The sequence below is a fragment of the Comamonas badia DSM 17552 genome, from assembly GCF_000484635.1.
In the GTDB taxonomy this organism is placed as follows: Bacteria; Pseudomonadota; Gammaproteobacteria; order Burkholderiales; family Burkholderiaceae_C; genus Comamonas_C; species Comamonas_C badia.
In genome coordinates this window covers 21,983-37,935 of the sequence record NZ_AXVM01000012.1, presented here as the reverse complement: position 1 = coordinate 37,935, position 15,953 = coordinate 21,983, and the positions used below count along the sequence as shown (strand labels likewise).

The 15,953-nt window shown below is 65.1% G+C and carries 17 protein-coding genes and 1 pseudogene; 14 read left to right on the top strand and 4 right to left on the bottom strand.

Annotated features, from left to right (window positions below; all coding sequences use genetic code 11):
- The 11 genes and pseudogenes from K320_RS0116980 to K320_RS0116930 form a co-directional block, all read left to right on the top strand.
- Positions 1-417: pseudogene (locus K320_RS0116980) on the top strand (conjugal transfer protein TrbE); the annotation flags it as partial.
- Positions 414-1,169 (top strand): P-type conjugative transfer protein TrbJ, encoded by a 756-nt coding sequence (gene trbJ / locus K320_RS0116975; protein WP_024539994.1) that lies wholly within the window; start codon positions 414-416, stop codon positions 1,167-1,169. The pseudogene K320_RS0116980 and the gene trbJ, both read left to right, overlap by 4 nt.
- Before the next feature lie 12 nt (positions 1,170-1,181).
- Positions 1,182-1,514 (top strand): hypothetical protein, encoded by a 333-nt coding sequence (locus K320_RS0116970; protein WP_024537603.1) that lies wholly within the window; start codon positions 1,182-1,184, stop codon positions 1,512-1,514.
- On the top strand, positions 1,511-2,896 hold the full coding sequence (trbL, locus tag K320_RS0116965) for a P-type conjugative transfer protein TrbL (protein WP_024537604.1): 1,386 nt from the start codon (positions 1,511-1,513) through the stop codon (positions 2,894-2,896). The genes K320_RS0116970 and trbL overlap by 4 nt, the downstream gene beginning before the upstream one ends.
- Before the next feature lie 24 nt (positions 2,897-2,920).
- Positions 2,921-3,625: a conjugal transfer protein TrbF gene (gene trbF / locus K320_RS0116960; protein WP_024537605.1), complete on the top strand. Its 705-nt coding sequence runs from the start codon at positions 2,921-2,923 to the stop codon at positions 3,623-3,625.
- On the top strand, positions 3,622-4,620 hold the full coding sequence (gene trbG, locus K320_RS0116955; RefSeq protein WP_024539993.1) for a P-type conjugative transfer protein TrbG: 999 nt from the start codon (positions 3,622-3,624) through the stop codon (positions 4,618-4,620). The genes trbF and trbG overlap by 4 nt, the downstream gene beginning before the upstream one ends.
- A 2-nt stretch (positions 4,621-4,622) precedes the next feature.
- Positions 4,623-5,885 (top strand): TrbI/VirB10 family protein, encoded by a 1,263-nt coding sequence (locus tag K320_RS0116950; RefSeq protein WP_024539992.1) that lies wholly within the window; start codon positions 4,623-4,625, stop codon positions 5,883-5,885.
- The gene (locus K320_RS0116945) at positions 5,882-6,124 is read left to right on the top strand and encodes a DUF2274 domain-containing protein (protein WP_024539991.1); all 243 of its coding nucleotides are present in this window, start codon (positions 5,882-5,884) and stop codon (positions 6,122-6,124) included. The genes K320_RS0116950 and K320_RS0116945 overlap by 4 nt, the downstream gene beginning before the upstream one ends.
- A gap of 608 nt (positions 6,125-6,732) precedes the next feature.
- The gene (gene cysM / locus K320_RS0116940; RefSeq protein WP_024539990.1) at positions 6,733-7,638 is read left to right on the top strand and encodes a cysteine synthase CysM; all 906 of its coding nucleotides are present in this window, start codon (positions 6,733-6,735) and stop codon (positions 7,636-7,638) included.
- A 3-nt stretch (positions 7,639-7,641) separates the two neighbouring features.
- On the top strand, positions 7,642-8,217 hold the full coding sequence (locus tag K320_RS0116935) for an NUDIX domain-containing protein (RefSeq protein ID WP_034343873.1): 576 nt from the start codon (positions 7,642-7,644) through the stop codon (positions 8,215-8,217).
- Entirely contained in the window at positions 8,214-8,441 is a 228-nt protein-coding gene (locus K320_RS0116930; protein WP_024539988.1) for a sulfurtransferase TusA family protein, read from the top strand. The genes K320_RS0116935 and K320_RS0116930 overlap by 4 nt, the downstream gene beginning before the upstream one ends.
- 73 nt (positions 8,442-8,514) lie before the next feature.
- Here K320_RS0116930 and K320_RS0116925 read toward each other — a convergent pair whose 3' ends face one another.
- Positions 8,515-10,080 carry a fumarate hydratase gene (locus tag K320_RS0116925; RefSeq protein ID WP_024539987.1) on the bottom strand — a complete coding sequence of 522 codons (1,566 nt, stop codon included), beginning with the start codon at positions 10,078-10,080 and terminating at the stop codon, positions 8,515-8,517.
- A 141-nt stretch (positions 10,081-10,221) separates the two neighbouring features.
- Here K320_RS0116925 and fumC point away from each other — a divergent pair, with 141 nt between their 5' ends.
- From fumC to K320_RS0116910, 3 genes are all read left to right on the top strand, one after another.
- Positions 10,222-11,613: a class II fumarate hydratase gene (fumC, locus tag K320_RS0116920; RefSeq protein ID WP_024539986.1), complete on the top strand. Its 1,392-nt coding sequence runs from the start codon at positions 10,222-10,224 to the stop codon at positions 11,611-11,613.
- Positions 11,614-11,681: 68 nt separating this feature from the next.
- The gene (locus K320_RS0116915) at positions 11,682-11,891 is read left to right on the top strand and encodes a hypervirulence associated TUDOR domain-containing protein (RefSeq protein ID WP_024539985.1); all 210 of its coding nucleotides are present in this window, start codon (positions 11,682-11,684) and stop codon (positions 11,889-11,891) included.
- Complete coding sequence (locus tag K320_RS0116910; RefSeq protein WP_024539984.1) at positions 11,888-12,451, top strand: DUF488 domain-containing protein; 564 nt, start codon at positions 11,888-11,890, stop codon at positions 12,449-12,451. Before K320_RS0116915 ends, K320_RS0116910 begins: the two co-directional genes overlap by 4 nt.
- Here the strand turns inward: K320_RS0116910 and argF are convergent.
- The 3 genes from argF to K320_RS0116895 all read right to left on the bottom strand — a co-directional run bounded on the left by argF (position 12,435) and on the right by K320_RS0116895 (position 15,932).
- On the bottom strand, positions 12,435-13,364 hold the full coding sequence (gene argF, locus K320_RS0116905) for an ornithine carbamoyltransferase (RefSeq protein WP_024539983.1): 930 nt from the start codon (positions 13,362-13,364) through the stop codon (positions 12,435-12,437). The genes K320_RS0116910 and argF overlap by 17 nt on opposite strands.
- Entirely contained in the window at positions 13,361-14,575 is a 1,215-nt protein-coding gene (locus K320_RS0116900; RefSeq protein WP_024539982.1) for an aspartate aminotransferase family protein, read from the bottom strand. Before K320_RS0116900 ends, argF begins: the two co-directional genes overlap by 4 nt.
- Positions 14,576-14,681: 106 nt before the next feature.
- Positions 14,682-15,932, bottom strand: a complete 1,251-nt coding sequence (locus K320_RS0116895) for an acyl-CoA dehydrogenase family protein (RefSeq protein ID WP_024539981.1) — start codon at positions 15,930-15,932, stop codon at positions 14,682-14,684.
- Between the last annotated feature and the right edge of the window lie 21 nt (positions 15,933-15,953).

Sequence of the window (15,953 nt, the reverse complement as noted above, 5' to 3'; positions counted from 1 at the left end):
TCGAGCATCGCCCCCGCGATCATCGAAAGCTGCGCCAGCCGCATCTTCCTGCCCAATCCGCAGGCGACCGAGCCGCAGATTCGCACGATCTACGAAGGATTCGGCCTCAACAGGCAGCAAATCGAGATCGTCGCCACGGCCGTTCCGAAGCGCGACTACTACTACCAATCCCGCCTCGGCAACCGCTTGTTCGACCTCGACCTGGGGCCGGCGACGCTGGCCTTCGCGGGCGCTTCCACGCCGCAAGACCAGCGCGACATGGATCGCGTGCTGCTGGATGCCGGCGTGCCCGGCTTCGCGGGCGTCTGGCTGCGCCACCGCGGCCTCGATTGGGCGGCCGATCTGCTGCCCTCGTTCCCCGGCCTTGCGCCGGGTTCCCTCCGTACTGCTGACCACCCACAGGAGAACCTGTCATGAAACTGCATACCCCCAAGCTCGCTGCGCTCACGACCGTCTGCGTGCTCGCCTTCGGCGTCGCGCAGCCCGCGCACGCGCTGTTCGGCGTCGGCGACATCGTGCTCGACCCGACCAATCTGGTGCAGAACACGCTTACCGCCGTTCGCACGCTGGAGCAGATCAACAACCAGATCCGCCAACTCCAGAACGAGGCGCAGATGCTCATCAACCAGGCGCGCAACCTGGCCAGCCTGCCGTCCAGCGTGGTGGGCCAGTTGCGCGCGAATCTGGCAACCACCCAGCGGCTGATTGCGCAGGCCAAGGGCTTGGCTTATGACGTGACGAATCTGGATCGGGAATTCCAGCGCCTGTACCCCGAGCAATACGCCGCCACCGTCAGCGGCGACCAGATGTACCGCGACGCGCAGGAGCGTTGGCGGAACACGCTCAACGGCTTGCAGACCACCATGCAGATGCAGGCTCAGGCGTCGCAGAACCTGAGCGACGACGAAGGCGTGCTGGCCGACCTCGTGGGCAAGAGCCAGTCCGCAGTCGGCGCGCTGCAAGCCATGCAGGTCACAAACCAACTGCTGGCCTTGCAGGCCAAGCAGTCGATCCAGACCCAGCGGCTCCAGATCACACAAGACCGTGCCGCCTCGCTGGAGCTGGCGCGGCAATCGGCTGCAACGGAGCGCGCCCGCGAAGTACGGCGGCGTTTCATGGGTGACGGCACGCCGTACACGCCACAGTCCGTGAACTTCTACCGCGACTGACGGGAGGCCGTCATGCGAGGCGTCCTCATCCTGTGTGCCGCGCTCCTGGCCGCTTGCGGCAAGCAGCCGGCCAACACCCTTGCCGACGCCCTAGCCGCCGATCCTGTGCGGCTCAAGGCATTGCGCACGCAATGCGCGGCCAATCCACAGGTAATCGTGCAGGCCACGGGCGAGGACGTTTGCCGCGCCGCCGCCGAAGCCTTCCGGCGGCGCTTCTTTTCCGGTGAGGCCGGGCCAGATGAATACCGGACGCTGGCCGACCTGCCGCCGATCCCGCCGAGTTTCGATGAGCCGGCGAATGGCGTAGCGCCGGCACCGCCCATTGAACCGGAGGGCACGCCATGAATGACGTGACCATCATCGACCAGTTCCTCAACACCTTCGCCACCTACATCGACTCGGGTTTCGGGCTGTTGCGGGGCGAAGTGGCGTTCTTGACCGCCACGCTGATCGTCATCGACATGACGATCGCCGGGCTGTATTGGGCCATGAGCCACGCCACCGGCCAAGGCGAGGACGTGATTGCCAAGCTGCTGCGCAAGGTGCTCTACGTTGGCGCCTTCGCCTACATCATCAACAACTTCAACTGGCTGGCCGGTATCGTGTTCCGCTCATTCGCGGGACTGGGCATCATGGCCACTGGCTCGGCCATCACGATGGAGAACTTCTTGCAGCCGGGCCGGCTCGCCAAAACCGGCATCGACGCCGGAGCGCCGATCTTGAAGCAGATCGGTGACATGGCCGGGTTTCCCGAGGTGTTCGCCAATCTCGATCCCATCGTGGTGATGTTCCTCGCCTGGCTGGTCGTGGTGTTGTGCTTCTTCGTGCTGGCGATCCAGCTTTTCATCACGCTGATCGAGTTCAAGCTGACCACGCTCGCTGGGTTCGTGCTGGTGCCATTCGCACTGTGGAACAAGACCAGCTTCCTCGCCGAGAAGGTGCTGGGCAACGTCGTGTCCGCCGGCGTCAAAGTGCTGGTGCTGGCCGTGATCGTCGGCATTGGATCGGGCCTGTTCGCTCAGTTCCAAGTCCATCCCGCCGAGCCGTCCATCGACCATGCGCTGGTCATCATGCTGGCCTCGCTCACCTTGTTGGCGCTCGGGATCTTCGGCCCCGGCATCGCCACGGGCCTGGTGTCCGGTGCGCCGCAGCTTGGCGCGGGCGCGATGGCCGGGGCTGCGGTCGGCGCTGTCGGCACCGGCGTTGCCATTGGTGCCGCCGCGACCGGCGTGGGCGGCGCGGTCATGGCCGGGGCGCGCATGGCGCCGGCCGCCGCCAAGCTGGCCGGCGGCAGTGCGCGTGCCGCCACGTCGGCGGCCAGCAGGGCCAAGTCGGCGTTCCAGGCCGGTTCCACCGCAGCAGGCGGTGGTGTAAGGGGGGTGATGGCCGGCCTGGGTAACGTTGCCAAGACCGGCGCACAGTCCACCGGGCGCGCGGCTGCATCCCGCGCTTCCGCTGCCGGACAACGGATGGCCGCACCGTTCCGCGCTGGCTGGAACGGCCCGGTCGCTGACGAAGGCGCGGCAGCCGGTGGAGCTGGGGCATCCGGCCATGCCGCCGCAAGCGAAGCCGTTTACGACGCAGCCAACGCACAGCCCGCTTGGGCCAAGCGGCTGCATCGCCGCCAGCAACTCACCCACGCCGCGACCGCCGCCGCCCACACGCTGCGCGGTGGCGACGGTGGTGGCTCCGGGCAAGGCCCGAGCCTACGCGGTACCGACGAATAAGGCGATTTCCAAGGAGAACTGAGCATGCGATTCAGAAAACCGCAGGTGCGCTATGCCGACACACCGCAGCCCGCCACGCCGTACCAAGCTGCCGGCCAGGTGTGGGACGAGCGTATCGGCTCGCCGCGTGTGCAGGCGAAGAACTGGCGGCTGATGGCCTTCGGTTGCCTGACGCTCGCGCTGCTGATGGCCGGCGGCCTGGTATGGCGCTCGGCGCAATCCATCGTGACGCCCTACGTCGTGGAGGTGGACAACGCAGGCCAGGTACGCGCGGTTGGCGAAGCCGCTACGCCGTACCGGCCCAGCGATGCACAGATCGCCTACCACCTGGCCCGCTTCATCGGCCTCGTACGCTCGCTGTCCATCGACCCCATCGTGGTGCGGCAGAACTGGCTCGATGCCTACGACTACACCACCGATAAGGGCGCTGTGGTGCTCAACGAGTACGCCCGCGTGAACAACCCGTTTGCGCGCATCGGCAAGGAGTCGGTGACGGTGCAGATCACCAGCGTGACCCGCGCCAGCGACACGTCATTCAACGTGCGCTGGACGGAAACGCGCTTCGTCAACGGCGCGCTAGACCGCACCGAGCGCTGGAACGCCGTGGTTTCCATCGTGCAGCAGACCCCGCGCACCGAGCAGCGCCTGCGCAAGAACCCCTTGGGTATCTACGTCAACGGGCTGTCGTGGAGCCGCGAACTGGAAGGAAACGAAGGAGCAAAACCATGAATGCAGTTTTCCGTAAATCCGCGGTGTCGGTGATCCTGCTGGCATCGGCTGTCCTGTTCGCGGGCTGCGCCACGCCGGGCAAGCCACCGCCGGTGATCCCGCTCGATGAGCCGGTACAGGCCCATCCGTTGCCCGAGGCGCCGAAGCCGGTGGAGGTCGTGACCGTGCCTGAGGTGTTGCCGATGCCGGCGCAGTTGAAGCCCATGCCCAGTGTCGATGCGAAGTCCGCAGCAGAACCTGCCGATGAAACCGTGCGCGTAGCCCGCGCCAATGCCGAGGCGCGCATTGCCCCTACACGGGAGGGCTACGTCAATGCGATTCAAGTCTGGCCCTTCACCGAAGGCGCGCTGTACCAGATCTATGCGGCCGTGGGCCGTGTGACGGTGGTTACGCTGCAGCCGGGCGAAGAATTGATAACGGTCGCCGCCGGCGACACGGTGCGCTGGATCGTCGGGGACACGTCAAGCGGCAGTGGCGGCGCGCTGCGCGTGAACGTGATGGTCAAGCCGATCCGCTCGGGGTTGAAGACCAATCTCGTCATCACCACCAGCCGGCGCACCTACCTGCTGGAGCTGACTTCGACCGAGAAGACGTGGATGGCGTCGGTGTCCTGGGAGTACCCGAAGGACAAGATGCTGGCCTTGCAGCGCCAGGCACAGGCGGCCAGCGCCGCCGCGCCTGTCGATACCGGCCTGTCACTGGAGAAGATCCGCTTCCGCTATGCGGTCAGCGGCAGCAATCCGTCGTGGAAACCACTGCGTGCCTTCGATGACGGTGAGAAGGTCTATATCCAGTTCCCGGCGGGCATCGCCCAGGGCGAACTGCCGCCGCTGTTCGTCATCGGCGCGCAGGGCGACGGGCAACTCGTCAACTACCGTTTCCGCCCGCCGTACTACATCGTGGATCGGCTGTTCGGTGCGGCCGAGCTGCGCCTGGGCGGGGACAAGGGCGATGTGGTGCGGATCGAACGCACGGACGGCACGCGGAGGAATTGACCATGAGCCAGGACGATACCCCCGACCGTGCCGCGCCGCAGGCGGGCAAGGTCGCGCCCGAGGCGGTGACGCTGCGCGCGCAGCCGCGCCCGGTCACACGCCTGAACCGGCGCACGCTGGCGATGCTGATGGGCTGCCTGTCGGTCGCCGTGCTCGGGGCCACGATCTGGTCGCTGCAACCGCACCGGCGCGGCACCGGCGCGCAGACCGAGCTTTACAACGTCGATCGCGTCTCGAAGTCCGAAGGGCTCGACGGTCTGCCTTCGGACTACTCGAAGCTGCCGAAGGCGCCCGAACTGGGGCCGCCGCTTCCGGGCGACCTGGGTCCGGCCATCGTGAACTCGCAACAGGCGGCCGTGGCCGCCTACGCGGCCCCCGCCCACGATCCCAACGACGCCTTGCGCAAGGAGGCGGAAGCCGCAGCGGCTTCGTCGGTGTTCTTCCGTTCGGGCGGGCAAGGCCACGCCGCCGCCGCGGTGGCGCAGGCGGCGCCGGGCAGCACAAGCACGATCGCGGCCTTCGACCCGCTGGCGGCAGGGCCGGCCTCGACGGCTGCGCAACCCAGCGATCCGACCGCCGTGCAGAACCGGCAAAACCAGAAAGAGGCGTTCCTGAAAGCCGGTTCTACGGAAACCCGTAATTCCGGCAATCTACAAATGCCGACTTCGCCATATCAGGTGATGGCCGGGACAGTAATCGCCGGCGCGCTGGCGACGGGCATCAAGTCCGATTTGCCGGGCGACGTGATCGCCACGGTGACGGAGCCGGTCTACGACACGGCCACGGGCAAGTTCCTTCTGATCCCGCAGGGATCGCGCATCCTGGGCAAATACAACAGCCAGGTCAGCTACGGGCAGAGCCGTGTGCAAGTGGTGTGGAACCGGATCATCCTGCCGGACACGTCTTCACTGACCATCGACAACCTTGTTGGCACCGATCCGGCGGGCTATTCCGGCCTGGAAGACGGCGTGGACTACCACTGGAGCCGCATCGTCGCCGGCGCGGCGCTGACGACGCTGCTGGGCGTGGGCGCCGAACTGGCCGCGCCCGAGAATCGGCAGGACGGCAACCACATCGTCATCGCCGGGCGCGACAGCGCACAGGACAGCATCAATCAGGTCGGCCAGGAGATCACCCGGCGCAACCTGAACATCCAACCGACGCTGACCACACGGCCGGGCCTGCCGGTGCGGATCATCGTCAACCGGGACCTGGTGCTGCGGCCTTATCAGCCGCTTTTTTTCAACAGAGGGGCGATGCGATGAGCACGGCCAAGAAGCTGCGGCTCGGGCCGCTGCCGAAACTGGAATCCACGAAGATGACCTTTGCATGCCCGGCCAGCCTGAAAGCAGACCTCGACGGCTACGCCGCGCTGCACGCGCAGACCTACGGCGAAGCGGTCGATGCGGCGACGCTGATCCCGCACATGCTGGAGGCGTTCATGACTGGGGATCGTGGCTTCAAGCGCACGCAGCCCAAAAAAGGAAAAGCCGCCCCTGCGTGAACAGGGGCGGCTTTTGAATTGGTGCCCGAGGCCGGAATCGAACCGGCACGCCTTGCGGCGGGGGATTTTCTTCCCACTTCGGCTTTCGCCGCCGCCGTCTCCGAAGAAACGACGTTCGTGGGCTGGAGCACGCCTTCACCATAGCCTTTCGGCCTTAGGTGCCCGCCGTCTGCTCTCTACACCTTCCGAGGAACCTTTCGGCTCCAGGGCTTGGCTCGGTATTAGCTCGGACTTGCGTCCAGGGCCTTCGCCGAGTTTGACGGGCTTCACCTCTGGGGTTTCCCCCGGAGGGCTCAAATTTGGTCTGAGTCCCCTGCGTCTACCAATTTCACCACTCGGGCATGACGCACGATGCTACTTCAACTACCTACTCCTCGCTAGGAACCAGCTTGCATCGTCCTGGCTCCTAACTGACTCCTGGCTCGAAATGCTTGCATCTCGATCAAGAGGCGATTTTTCACTCAATCCCTTGCCCTATGCGGCTTGGCAGACGGTGGCCTCAAGCAAGACCTACGTAGAAGTCCCTGTTTTTGAGTCCCCTGCGTCTACCAATTTCACCACCCGGGCTGGTATCTCACGAAGCGTGGAATTATGGCACAGTAGGGGATATGAAAACGTATTCTTCGATTGAGAGCACGATAGGAAACACCCCCTTGGTGGCGTTGCAGCGCTTGGGCGCAGCCGAGCATGCCGAGCGGCGAATCGTGGTCCTTGCCAAACTGGAAGGCAATAACCCGGCCGGCTCCGTCAAGGACAGGGCGGCGCTGGCGATGATCCAGGGCGCGGAGCAGCGCGGCGAAATCAAGCCGGGCGACGCGCTGATCGAAGCCACTTCCGGCAATACCGGCATTGCGCTCGCGATGGTGGCGGCGGTCAAGGGCTATCGCATGGTGCTGGTGATGCCCGAAGATCTGTCCGTCGAACGCGCACAGACCATGAAAGCCTATGGAGCTGAGCTGGTGCTCACGCCCAAGAGCGGCGGCATGGAGTACGCCCGCGATCTTGCCCTTCAGATGGCGGCGCAAGGCAAGGGCAGGGTGCTGGACCAGTTCGCGAACGAAGACAATCCGCGTGCGCATTTCGAGGCAACGGGCCCCGAGATCTGGGAGCAGACGGGAGGGCGCATCACCCACTTCATAAGTGCGATGGGAACCACGGGGACGATCACCGGCGTGGCGCGCTACCTGCGCAAGAAAAATCCCAAGGTGCGCATCGTCGGTGCTCAGCCAACGGAAGGCTCGCGCATACCGGGCATCCGCAAGTGGCCGGAAGCCTATCTGCCCAAGATCTACCATCCGGAACTCGTCGACGAACTGGTGTCGGTCTCGCAGGGCGATGCCGAGGACATGGCGCGACGGCTGGCGGCGGAAGAAGGCATCTTCGGCGGGATTTCGTCGGCGGGAGCTTGCTGGGCAGCACAACAGATTGCACAGCGCGAACATGACGCAACCATTGTCTTCATCGTGTGCGATCGCGGTGATCGGTATCTCTCCACCGGGGTTTTCCCCGCCTGAATGATGCTGCAGCAATACGAAATGCGCTTTTGCCCTCACTGCGCAACTGAACTTGCGCCGATCGCACAAATGGAGGATGGCGGCGAGAAAGTGCGCCTGCGCTGTGCCGCCTGCGGCTGGACGCACTGGAACAACCCTGTTCCTGTGCTTGCAGCCATCGTTGAAATTGAAGGCAAGGTGCTGCTGGCCCGCAATGCCGCGTGGCCCCCAAAGATGTTTGCTCTCATCACGGGCTTCATGGAGGCTGGAGAAAGTCCCCAGGAAGGTGTCGCGCGCGAGGTGAAGGAAGAAACCAATCTGGACGCTCATGCGATCACCATGGTGGGTGCTTACGAGTTTCTGCGCATGAACCAGGTGATCATTGCCTACCATGTTCAGGCGAGTGGCACGGTTCAGCTGTCGCCGGAACTGCTGGACTATCGGCTGATGGAACTCAAGGATCTCAAATGCTGGCCTGCGGGCACGGGCTATGCACTGGCAGACTGGCTGCGTGCACGCGGCCACGAACCCGTATTCTTTACACCGGAAGAGAACGCCGAACGCCGGCGCGGGCTGGATCAACCCAAGGAGGGAACATGAACATCGACAGTGAACTTGATGCACGCGGACTCAACTGCCCGCTACCCATCCTCAAGGCCAAAAAGGTGCTGACCAAGATGCTCAGCGGCCAGCTTCTCAAGGTCGTTGCGACGGATCCTGGCTCTACGCGCGACTTTCAGGCGTTCGCCAAGCAAACAGGAAACGAATTGGTGGAGCAACAGACCCAGGGTGAAGAGTTCATCCACATCTTGCGGCGGCGTTGATGTCAGAAGCGCTGAAATGCCAGCGTAAACGATATATATCCGGTTTTTACCTAAAAATTCCCGGATCAGATGTTCACGTCGCCGCTTTGCTTGCCGTATAACTCCGCGCCATATTCGCCGCAATCCGTTTCTGCCACTCCGCCGGCCCGGTGATGTGCTGGCTGGTGCCAGTCGAGTCCACCGCCACCGTCACCGGCATGTCCACCACGTCGAATTCGTAGATGGCTTCCATGCCCAGGTCTTCAAATGCCAGCACACGCGCGTGCTTGATGGCCTTGCTCACCAGGTAGGCGGCGCCGCCCACGGCCATGAGGTAGGCGCTTTGGTGTTTCTGGATCGCGGCAATCGCCTCGGGGCCGCGTTCGGATTTGCCGATCATGGCGATCAGGCCGGTCTGCGCCAGCATCATTTCAGTGAACTTGTCCATGCGCGTGGCCGTCGTCGGGCCGGCGGGGCCGACGACTTCGTCACGCACGGGGTCCACCGGGCCGACGTAGTAGATGACGCGGTTGCTGAAGTCCACGGGCAGCGTTTCGCCCTTGGCCAGCATCTCCTGGATGCGCTTGTGCGCGGCATCGCGGCCGGTGAGCATCTTGCCGTTGAGCAAGATGCGCTCGCCGGATTTCCAGCTCGCCACCTCGGCGGGGGTGAGCGTGTCGAGATCGACGCGGCGTGATTCGGCGTAGTTGGGCGCCCAGTCGAGCTGGGGCCAGAGCTTGAGGTCTGGCGCATCCAGGTAGGCCGGGCCGGAGCCATCCAGCACGAAATGCGCGTGGCGCGTGGCGGCGCAGTTGGGGATCATGGCGACGGGCTTGCCGGCGGCGTGCGTGGGGTAGAGCGCGATCTTCACGTCCAGCACGGTGGAAAGCCCCCCCAGGCCCTGCGCGCCTATGCCCAGCGCGTTGACCTTTTCATACAGCTCCAGGCGCAGTTCTTCCACCTGCGTGAGCTTCTCGCCCTTGGCCGAGCGCTGCTGCAGCTCGTACATGTTGAGGTCTTCCATCAGGCTTTCCTTGGCCAGCAGCGCCGCCTTTTCCATGGTGCCGCCCACGCCTATGCCCAGCATGCCGGGCGGGCACCAGCCGGCGCCCATGGTGGGCACGGTCTTGAGCACCCAGTCCACCAGGCTGTCGCCGGGGTTGAGCATGGCGAGCTTGCTCTTGTTTTCGCTGCCGCCGCCCTTGGCGGCAACGGTGACTTCCAGCTTGTTGCCGGGCACGAGCTGCACGTGGGTGACGGCCGGGGTGTTGTCCTTGGTGTTCTTGCGCGCAAAGAGCGGATCGGCCACCACGCTGGCGCGCAGCGTGTTCTCGGCCGAGAGGTAGGCGCGGCGCGTGCCTTCGTTGGCGGCGTCTTCCACCGCCTGGCCGGCCGGAAAGCCTTCGAAGCGCACGTCCATGCCGATCTTCAGGAACACGTTGACGATGCCGGTGTCCTGGCAGATCGGGCGGTGGCCCATGGCGCTCATCTTGCTGTTGGTGAGGATCTGCGCCATCGCGTCCTTGGCGGCGGGGCTTTTCTCGTGCTCCCAGGCGCGCACCAGGTGCTGGATGTAGTCGGTGGGGTGGTAGTAGCTGATGTACTGCAGCGCGGCGGCAATGGATTCCACCAGGTCGTCGTAGCGGATGGTCGTGGTCATGGACAGTCTTTGAGGATTGACGGTTGATTATCTCAAGTGCCTTGGGGAACCTGCGCTCCATATGCGGGCAAGTGGGATGCTTCGTGTGCGGCTCGCGCGATTGCGTTCCAATGGGCGGCTGTAGCCATCTGGGAGAACGCCATGAATCAGAAAACCCGCATCGAACACGACACCCTGGGCGATGTCGAGGTGCCCGCCGACCACCTCTGGGGCGCGCAGACGCAGCGTTCCAAACTCAATTTCGCCATCAGCGGCGAGCACCAGCCGGCCGAGATCATTCACGCGCTGGCCACGGTGAAGAAGGCCTCGGCCAAGGTGAACCATGCGCTGGGCCTGATGGACGAGAAGAAGACCAACGCCATCATCGCCGCCGCCGACGAGGTGCTGGCGGGCAAGCACCCGGATGAGTTCCCGCTGGTGGTCTGGCAGACCGGTTCGGGCACGCAGACCAACATGAACGTGAACGAGGTGCTGGCCAACCGCGCGAGCGAGCTGATGGGCGGCGAGCGCGGTGAGAAGCGCCTGGTGCACCCCAACGACGACGTGAACAAGAGCCAGTCGAGCAACGACGTGTTCCCCACCGCGATGCACGTGGCGGCGGTCGACACCATCACGCACAGGCTGCTGCCCGCCATCGCCAGGCTGCACGGCACGCTGGCGGCCAAGGCCCAGGCGTTCGACGGCATCGTGAAAATCGGCCGCACCCACCTGCAGGATGCGACGCCGCTGACCCTGGGGCAGGAGATTTCGGGCTGGGCAGCGCAGCTGGCGCATGGCGAGGCGCATATCCGCGCGGCGCTGCCGCACCTGTGCGAGCTGGCGCTGGGCGGCACGGCGGTGGGCACGGGGCTCAACGCGCCCAAGGGCTATGCGGAGCAGGTGGCGGCGGAGCTGGCGCGCCTGACGGGCCTGCCCTTCGTGACTTCACCGAACAAGTTCGAATCGCTGGCAAGCTGCGACGCGCTGGTCCATGCGCATGGCGCGCTCAAGACCCTGGCCGCGAGCATGATGAAGATCGCCAACGACGTGCGCTGGCTGGCCAGCGGGCCGCGCAGCGGCATTGGCGAGATTCACATCCCCGAGAACGAGCCAGGCTCGTCCATCATGCCGGGCAAGGTCAATCCGACGCAGTCCGAGGCCGTCACCATGCTGGCCGCGCAGGTCATGGGCAACGACGTGGCGATCAACATCGGCGGCGCTTCGGGCAACTTCGAGCTCAACGTGTTTCGCCCCATGATCGCGCACAACTTCCTGCAGAGCGTGCGCCTGCTGGCCGATGGCATCAATAGCTTCAACGACCACTGTGCCGTCGGCATAGAACCCAACCGGGCGCGCATTGACGAGCTGGTGGGGCGCTCGCTGATGCTGGTGACCGCGCTCAACACCCATATCGGCTACGACAAATCCGCCAGGATCGCCAAGAAGGCGCACGCCGAAGGCACCAGCCTGCGCGAAGCGGCGCTGGCGCTCGGGTTTCTCACGGCCGAGCAGTTCGACGAGTGGGTCGTGCCTGCCAAGATGGTTGGGAAATGATAGCTGGCAGCGCTTGATGGTCATGCGCTGCGCCCTGTTTTGGTTCAAATCAATGTACGGAGGCAAGCATGGAAACGCGATTTGACCTTGGAGACCATGTGGCCTGGAATTCCGAGGCGGGCCGGGTCTCTGGCACCATCGTGGCCGTGCATCTGCAGGATTTCGATTACAAGGGCCATCGCCACCATGCGTCACCGGCGCGGCCCCAGTACGAAATCAAGAGCGACAAGACCGACCACATTGCTGCCCATTACGCCACCGCATTGACCAAGCTATGAGCCTGCCTTTCTTCACCGTGGGCCACTCCACGCACAGCCTGGAAGAATTCGCTGACCTGCTCAAGGAGGCCGGCGTGCAGCGCGTGGTGGACATCCGCAAGATGCCGGGCTCGCGCAAATTCCCGCAGTTCAACGAGGATGCGCTTTCGGTCAGCCTGCCCGCGCATGGCCTGGCTTACGAGCATGTGGCGCAGCTCGGCGGCCTGCGCGGGAAGACGGCAGACATCGCGCCCGAGGTCAACGCGTGGTGGGAAAACCAGAGCTTTCACCGTTATGCCGATTACGCCTGCACGCCCGACTTCGACGCCGGGCTGGCGCATCTGATCGAAGAGGGGCGTGCGCAGCGCTGCGCGCTGATGTGCTCCGAGGTGCTGTGGTGGCGCTGCCACCGGCGCATCGTCACCGACCACCTGCTGGCGCGGGGCGAGCAGGTGTGGCACATCATGGGGCCGGGCAAGCTGGAGCCAGCGCACCTGAGCGCGGGCGCCGTGGTGGAGCAGGGCGGCGGGGCGGTGACTTACCCCGCGCCGCAGACCGAAGGGCTCAGGCCGCTTCGCTGATGCGCCCCAGCAGCAGGTATTCCATCACCGCCTTCTGCACGTGCATGCGGTTCTCGGCCTCGTCCCAGACGACGGATTGTGCGCCGTCTATCACCTCGGCCGTCACTTCCTCGCCGCGGTGCGCGGGCAGGCAGTGCATGAAAAGCGCATCGGGTTTGGCAGCAGCCATCATTTTTTCATCGACGCACCAGTCAGCGAAGGCCTTGCGCCGCGCCTCGTTCTCGGCCTCGTAGCCCATGCTGGTCCAGACGTCGGTGGTCACCAGGTCGGCACCTGCGCAGGCCTGCATCGGGTCCTTGAAAATTTTGTAGCAGCCAGCGCGCGGCTGGCGGGCGCCGAAGGCCAATTTTTCATCCACTTCGTAGCCGCTGGGCGTGCTCAGGTGCACGGTAAAGCCCAGCAGGTCGGCCGCCTGCAGCCAGGTGTTGGCCATGTTGTTGCCGTCGCCCACCCAGGTGACGACCTTGCCGGCGATGGAGCCGCGGTGCTCGATGAAGGTGAACAGATCCGCCATGATCTGGCAGGGGTGGAATTCGTTGGTCAGCCCGTTGATGACCGGCACGCGTGAATATTCGGCGAAGCGCTCCAGGCGCTCCTGCCCGAAGGTGCGGATCATCACGATGTCGGTCATGCGGCTGATGACGCGCGCGGTGTCCTCGATGGATTCGGAGCGGCCGAGCTGGCTGTCGGTGCTCGTGAGGTTCACCACCGTGCCGCCGAGCTGGCCCATGCCGGCCTCGAAGCTCACGCGCGTGCGCGTGCTCGCTTTCTCGAAAATCATGGCCAGCGTGCGGTCCACCAGCGGGTGGTATTTCTCGTAGCTCTTGAACTTGCGCTTGATGATGGCCGTACGCTCAAAGAGATAGGCGTAGTCGTCGGCGCTGAAATCGCTGAATTGCAGGTAGTGCTTCATGCGCTCACCTCGCTCGTTTCGGCCAGGAAGGCCTGTACCACGGGTGTGAGGAGCGCCACGATTTCATCCGCCTCGGCGCGCGTGAGGATGAGCGGCGGCACGATGCGGATCACGCTGTCGGCCGTCACCGAGATCAGCAGGCCCGCGGCGGCGGCGCGGTTGATGAGCACGCCGCAGGGGCGGTCCAGCTCCACGCCGATGATCAGGCCCTGGCCGCGGATTTCCTTCACGCCCGGCAGGCCGCCAAGCGCCTGCTGCAGCGCGGCCTTGAGGTGCGCGCCGACTTCGGTCGCGTTGGCCAGCAGCCGGTCTTCCTCCATGATGGCGAGGGTCTCGACCCCCGCGCGCATCGCCAGCGGATTGCCGCCGAACGTGGTGCCGTGGTTGCCGGGCTGAAACACGCTGGCGGCCGCGCCGCGCGCCAGCACCGCGCCCACCGGCACGCCCGAGGCCAGGCCCTTGGCCAGGCTCATCACGTCGGGCACGATGCCGGCCCACTGGTGCGCAAACCACTTGCCGGTGCGCCCCATGCCGCACTGGATTTCGTCCAGTACCATGAGCCAGCCGCGCTCGTCGCACAACGCGCGCACCTGCTGCAGGTACTCGGCTCGCATCGGGTGCAGACCGCCTTCGCCCTGGATGGGTTCGAGCATCACGGCGACGATGTCGGGGTTGCCTGCCGTGGCCGCCTTGAGCGCGGCGAGGTCATTGACCGGCACGCGCAGAAAACCTTCCATCAGCGGGCCGAAACCGCTGCGCACCTTCTCATTGGCCGTGGCGGCCATCGTCCCGAGCGAGCGGCCGTGGAAGGCGTGTTCGTAGACCACGATCACCGGCTTGGCGATGCCCTTGTCCACGCCGTATTTGCGGGCGATCTTGATCGCCGCCTCGTTGGCCTCAAGACCCGTGCTGCAGAAGAACGCCTTGTCCATGCGTGCACGCTCGGTCAGCAGCGTGGCGAGCTGCTCCTGGCCGGGCACGTGGTAATAGTTGGAGCAGTGGATGAGTTTGGCCACCTGGTCCTGCAGGGCAGGAACCAGTTTGGGGTGGTCGTGCCCCAGCGTGCTGACGGCGATGCCGGCGAGCGCATCCATGTACTCCTTGCCGTTCACGTCCCACACGCGCACGCCGCGGCCTCGCTCAAGCGCGATCGGCACCCGGTTGTAGGTGTTCATCACGTGGGGCGAGGCGGCAGCAATCGGTGCGCTCATGAAGGCTCTCCAAAGGGCGCGGTCAATGCATGCGCTGACCGCTGGGGAAAACTGGGCATTTTAGGGCGATGCGCCCGCCTGTGTTTGCCGGTGGCGGACCTGGGGTTCAGCCGCGTGCGGGCCGGTCCGCGTACTTGCCCAGCTCCCACTTGGCGATCGCGTTGCGGTGCACTTCGTCGGGCCCGTCGGCAAAGCGCAGCGTGCGCGCATTGGCGTAGGCGTAGGCGAGCGGGAAATCATCGCTGACGCCGCCGCCGCCATGCACCTGGATGGCCCAGTCGATCACCTGGCAGGCCATGTTCGGGGCGACGACCTTGATCATCGCGATCTCGGTCTTGGCCGCCTTGTTGCCCGCGGTGTCCATCATCCATGCGGCCTTGAGCGTGAGCAGGCGCGCCATGTCGATCTTGCAGCGCGCTTCGGCGATGCGCTCCTGCGTCACCGTCTGCTGGGCGATGGTCTTGCCGAAGGCGACGCGGCTGCTGGCGCGCCGGCACATCAGTTCGAGCGCGCGCTCGGCCTGGCCGATCAGGCGCATGCAATGGTGGATGCGCCCCGGCCCCAGGCGCCCCTGCGCGATCTCGAAACCGCGGCCTTCACCCAGCAGGATGTTGCCGGCGGGCACGCGCACGCGGTCGAAGATGACTTCCGAGTGGCCGTGCGGCGCATCGTCGTAGCCGAAGACGTTGAGGTTGCGCAGCACCGTGATGCCAGGTGTATCCGCAGGCACGACGATCATGCTTTGCTGCGAATGCCTGGCGGCCTCCGGGTCGGTCTTGCCCATGGTGATGTAGACCTTGCAGCGCGGATCGCCCGCGCCGCTGGTCCACCACTTGCGGCCGGTGATGACGTAGTCGTCGCCGTCGCGCGCTATGCGGGTGGTGATGTTGGTGGCGTCGCTCGATGCCACGTCTGGCTCCGTCATCGCAAAGCCCGAGCGGATGCGGCCTTCGAGCAGGGGTTTGAGCCATTCCGCCTTGATCGCCTCGCTGCCGTAGCGGGCGATGGTTTCCATGTTGCCGGTATCGGGCGCTGAGCAGTTGAAGACTTCGCTGGCCCAGAGCACGCGGCCCATGATTTCGGCCAGCGGGGCGTATTCCTGGTTGGTCAGGCCCGCGCCGTGGTAGCCCGAGGCTTCGGCCGTATCCACCGGCAGGAACAGGTTCCACAGCCCGGCCGCCTGTGCCTTGGGCTTGAGGTTTTCTATGGTCTTGAGCGGTGTCCAGCGCTTGCCGGCCTGGGTGTTGGCGGCGAGTTCCGCGGCGTGTTCCTTCTCGGCCGGGTAGACGTGGTCGTCCATGAACTGCGTCAATTTCTTCTGCAGCTCGCGGGTCTTGGGGGAGTAGGCGAAGTCCATGGGTTTCCTCGTGGAGATGAA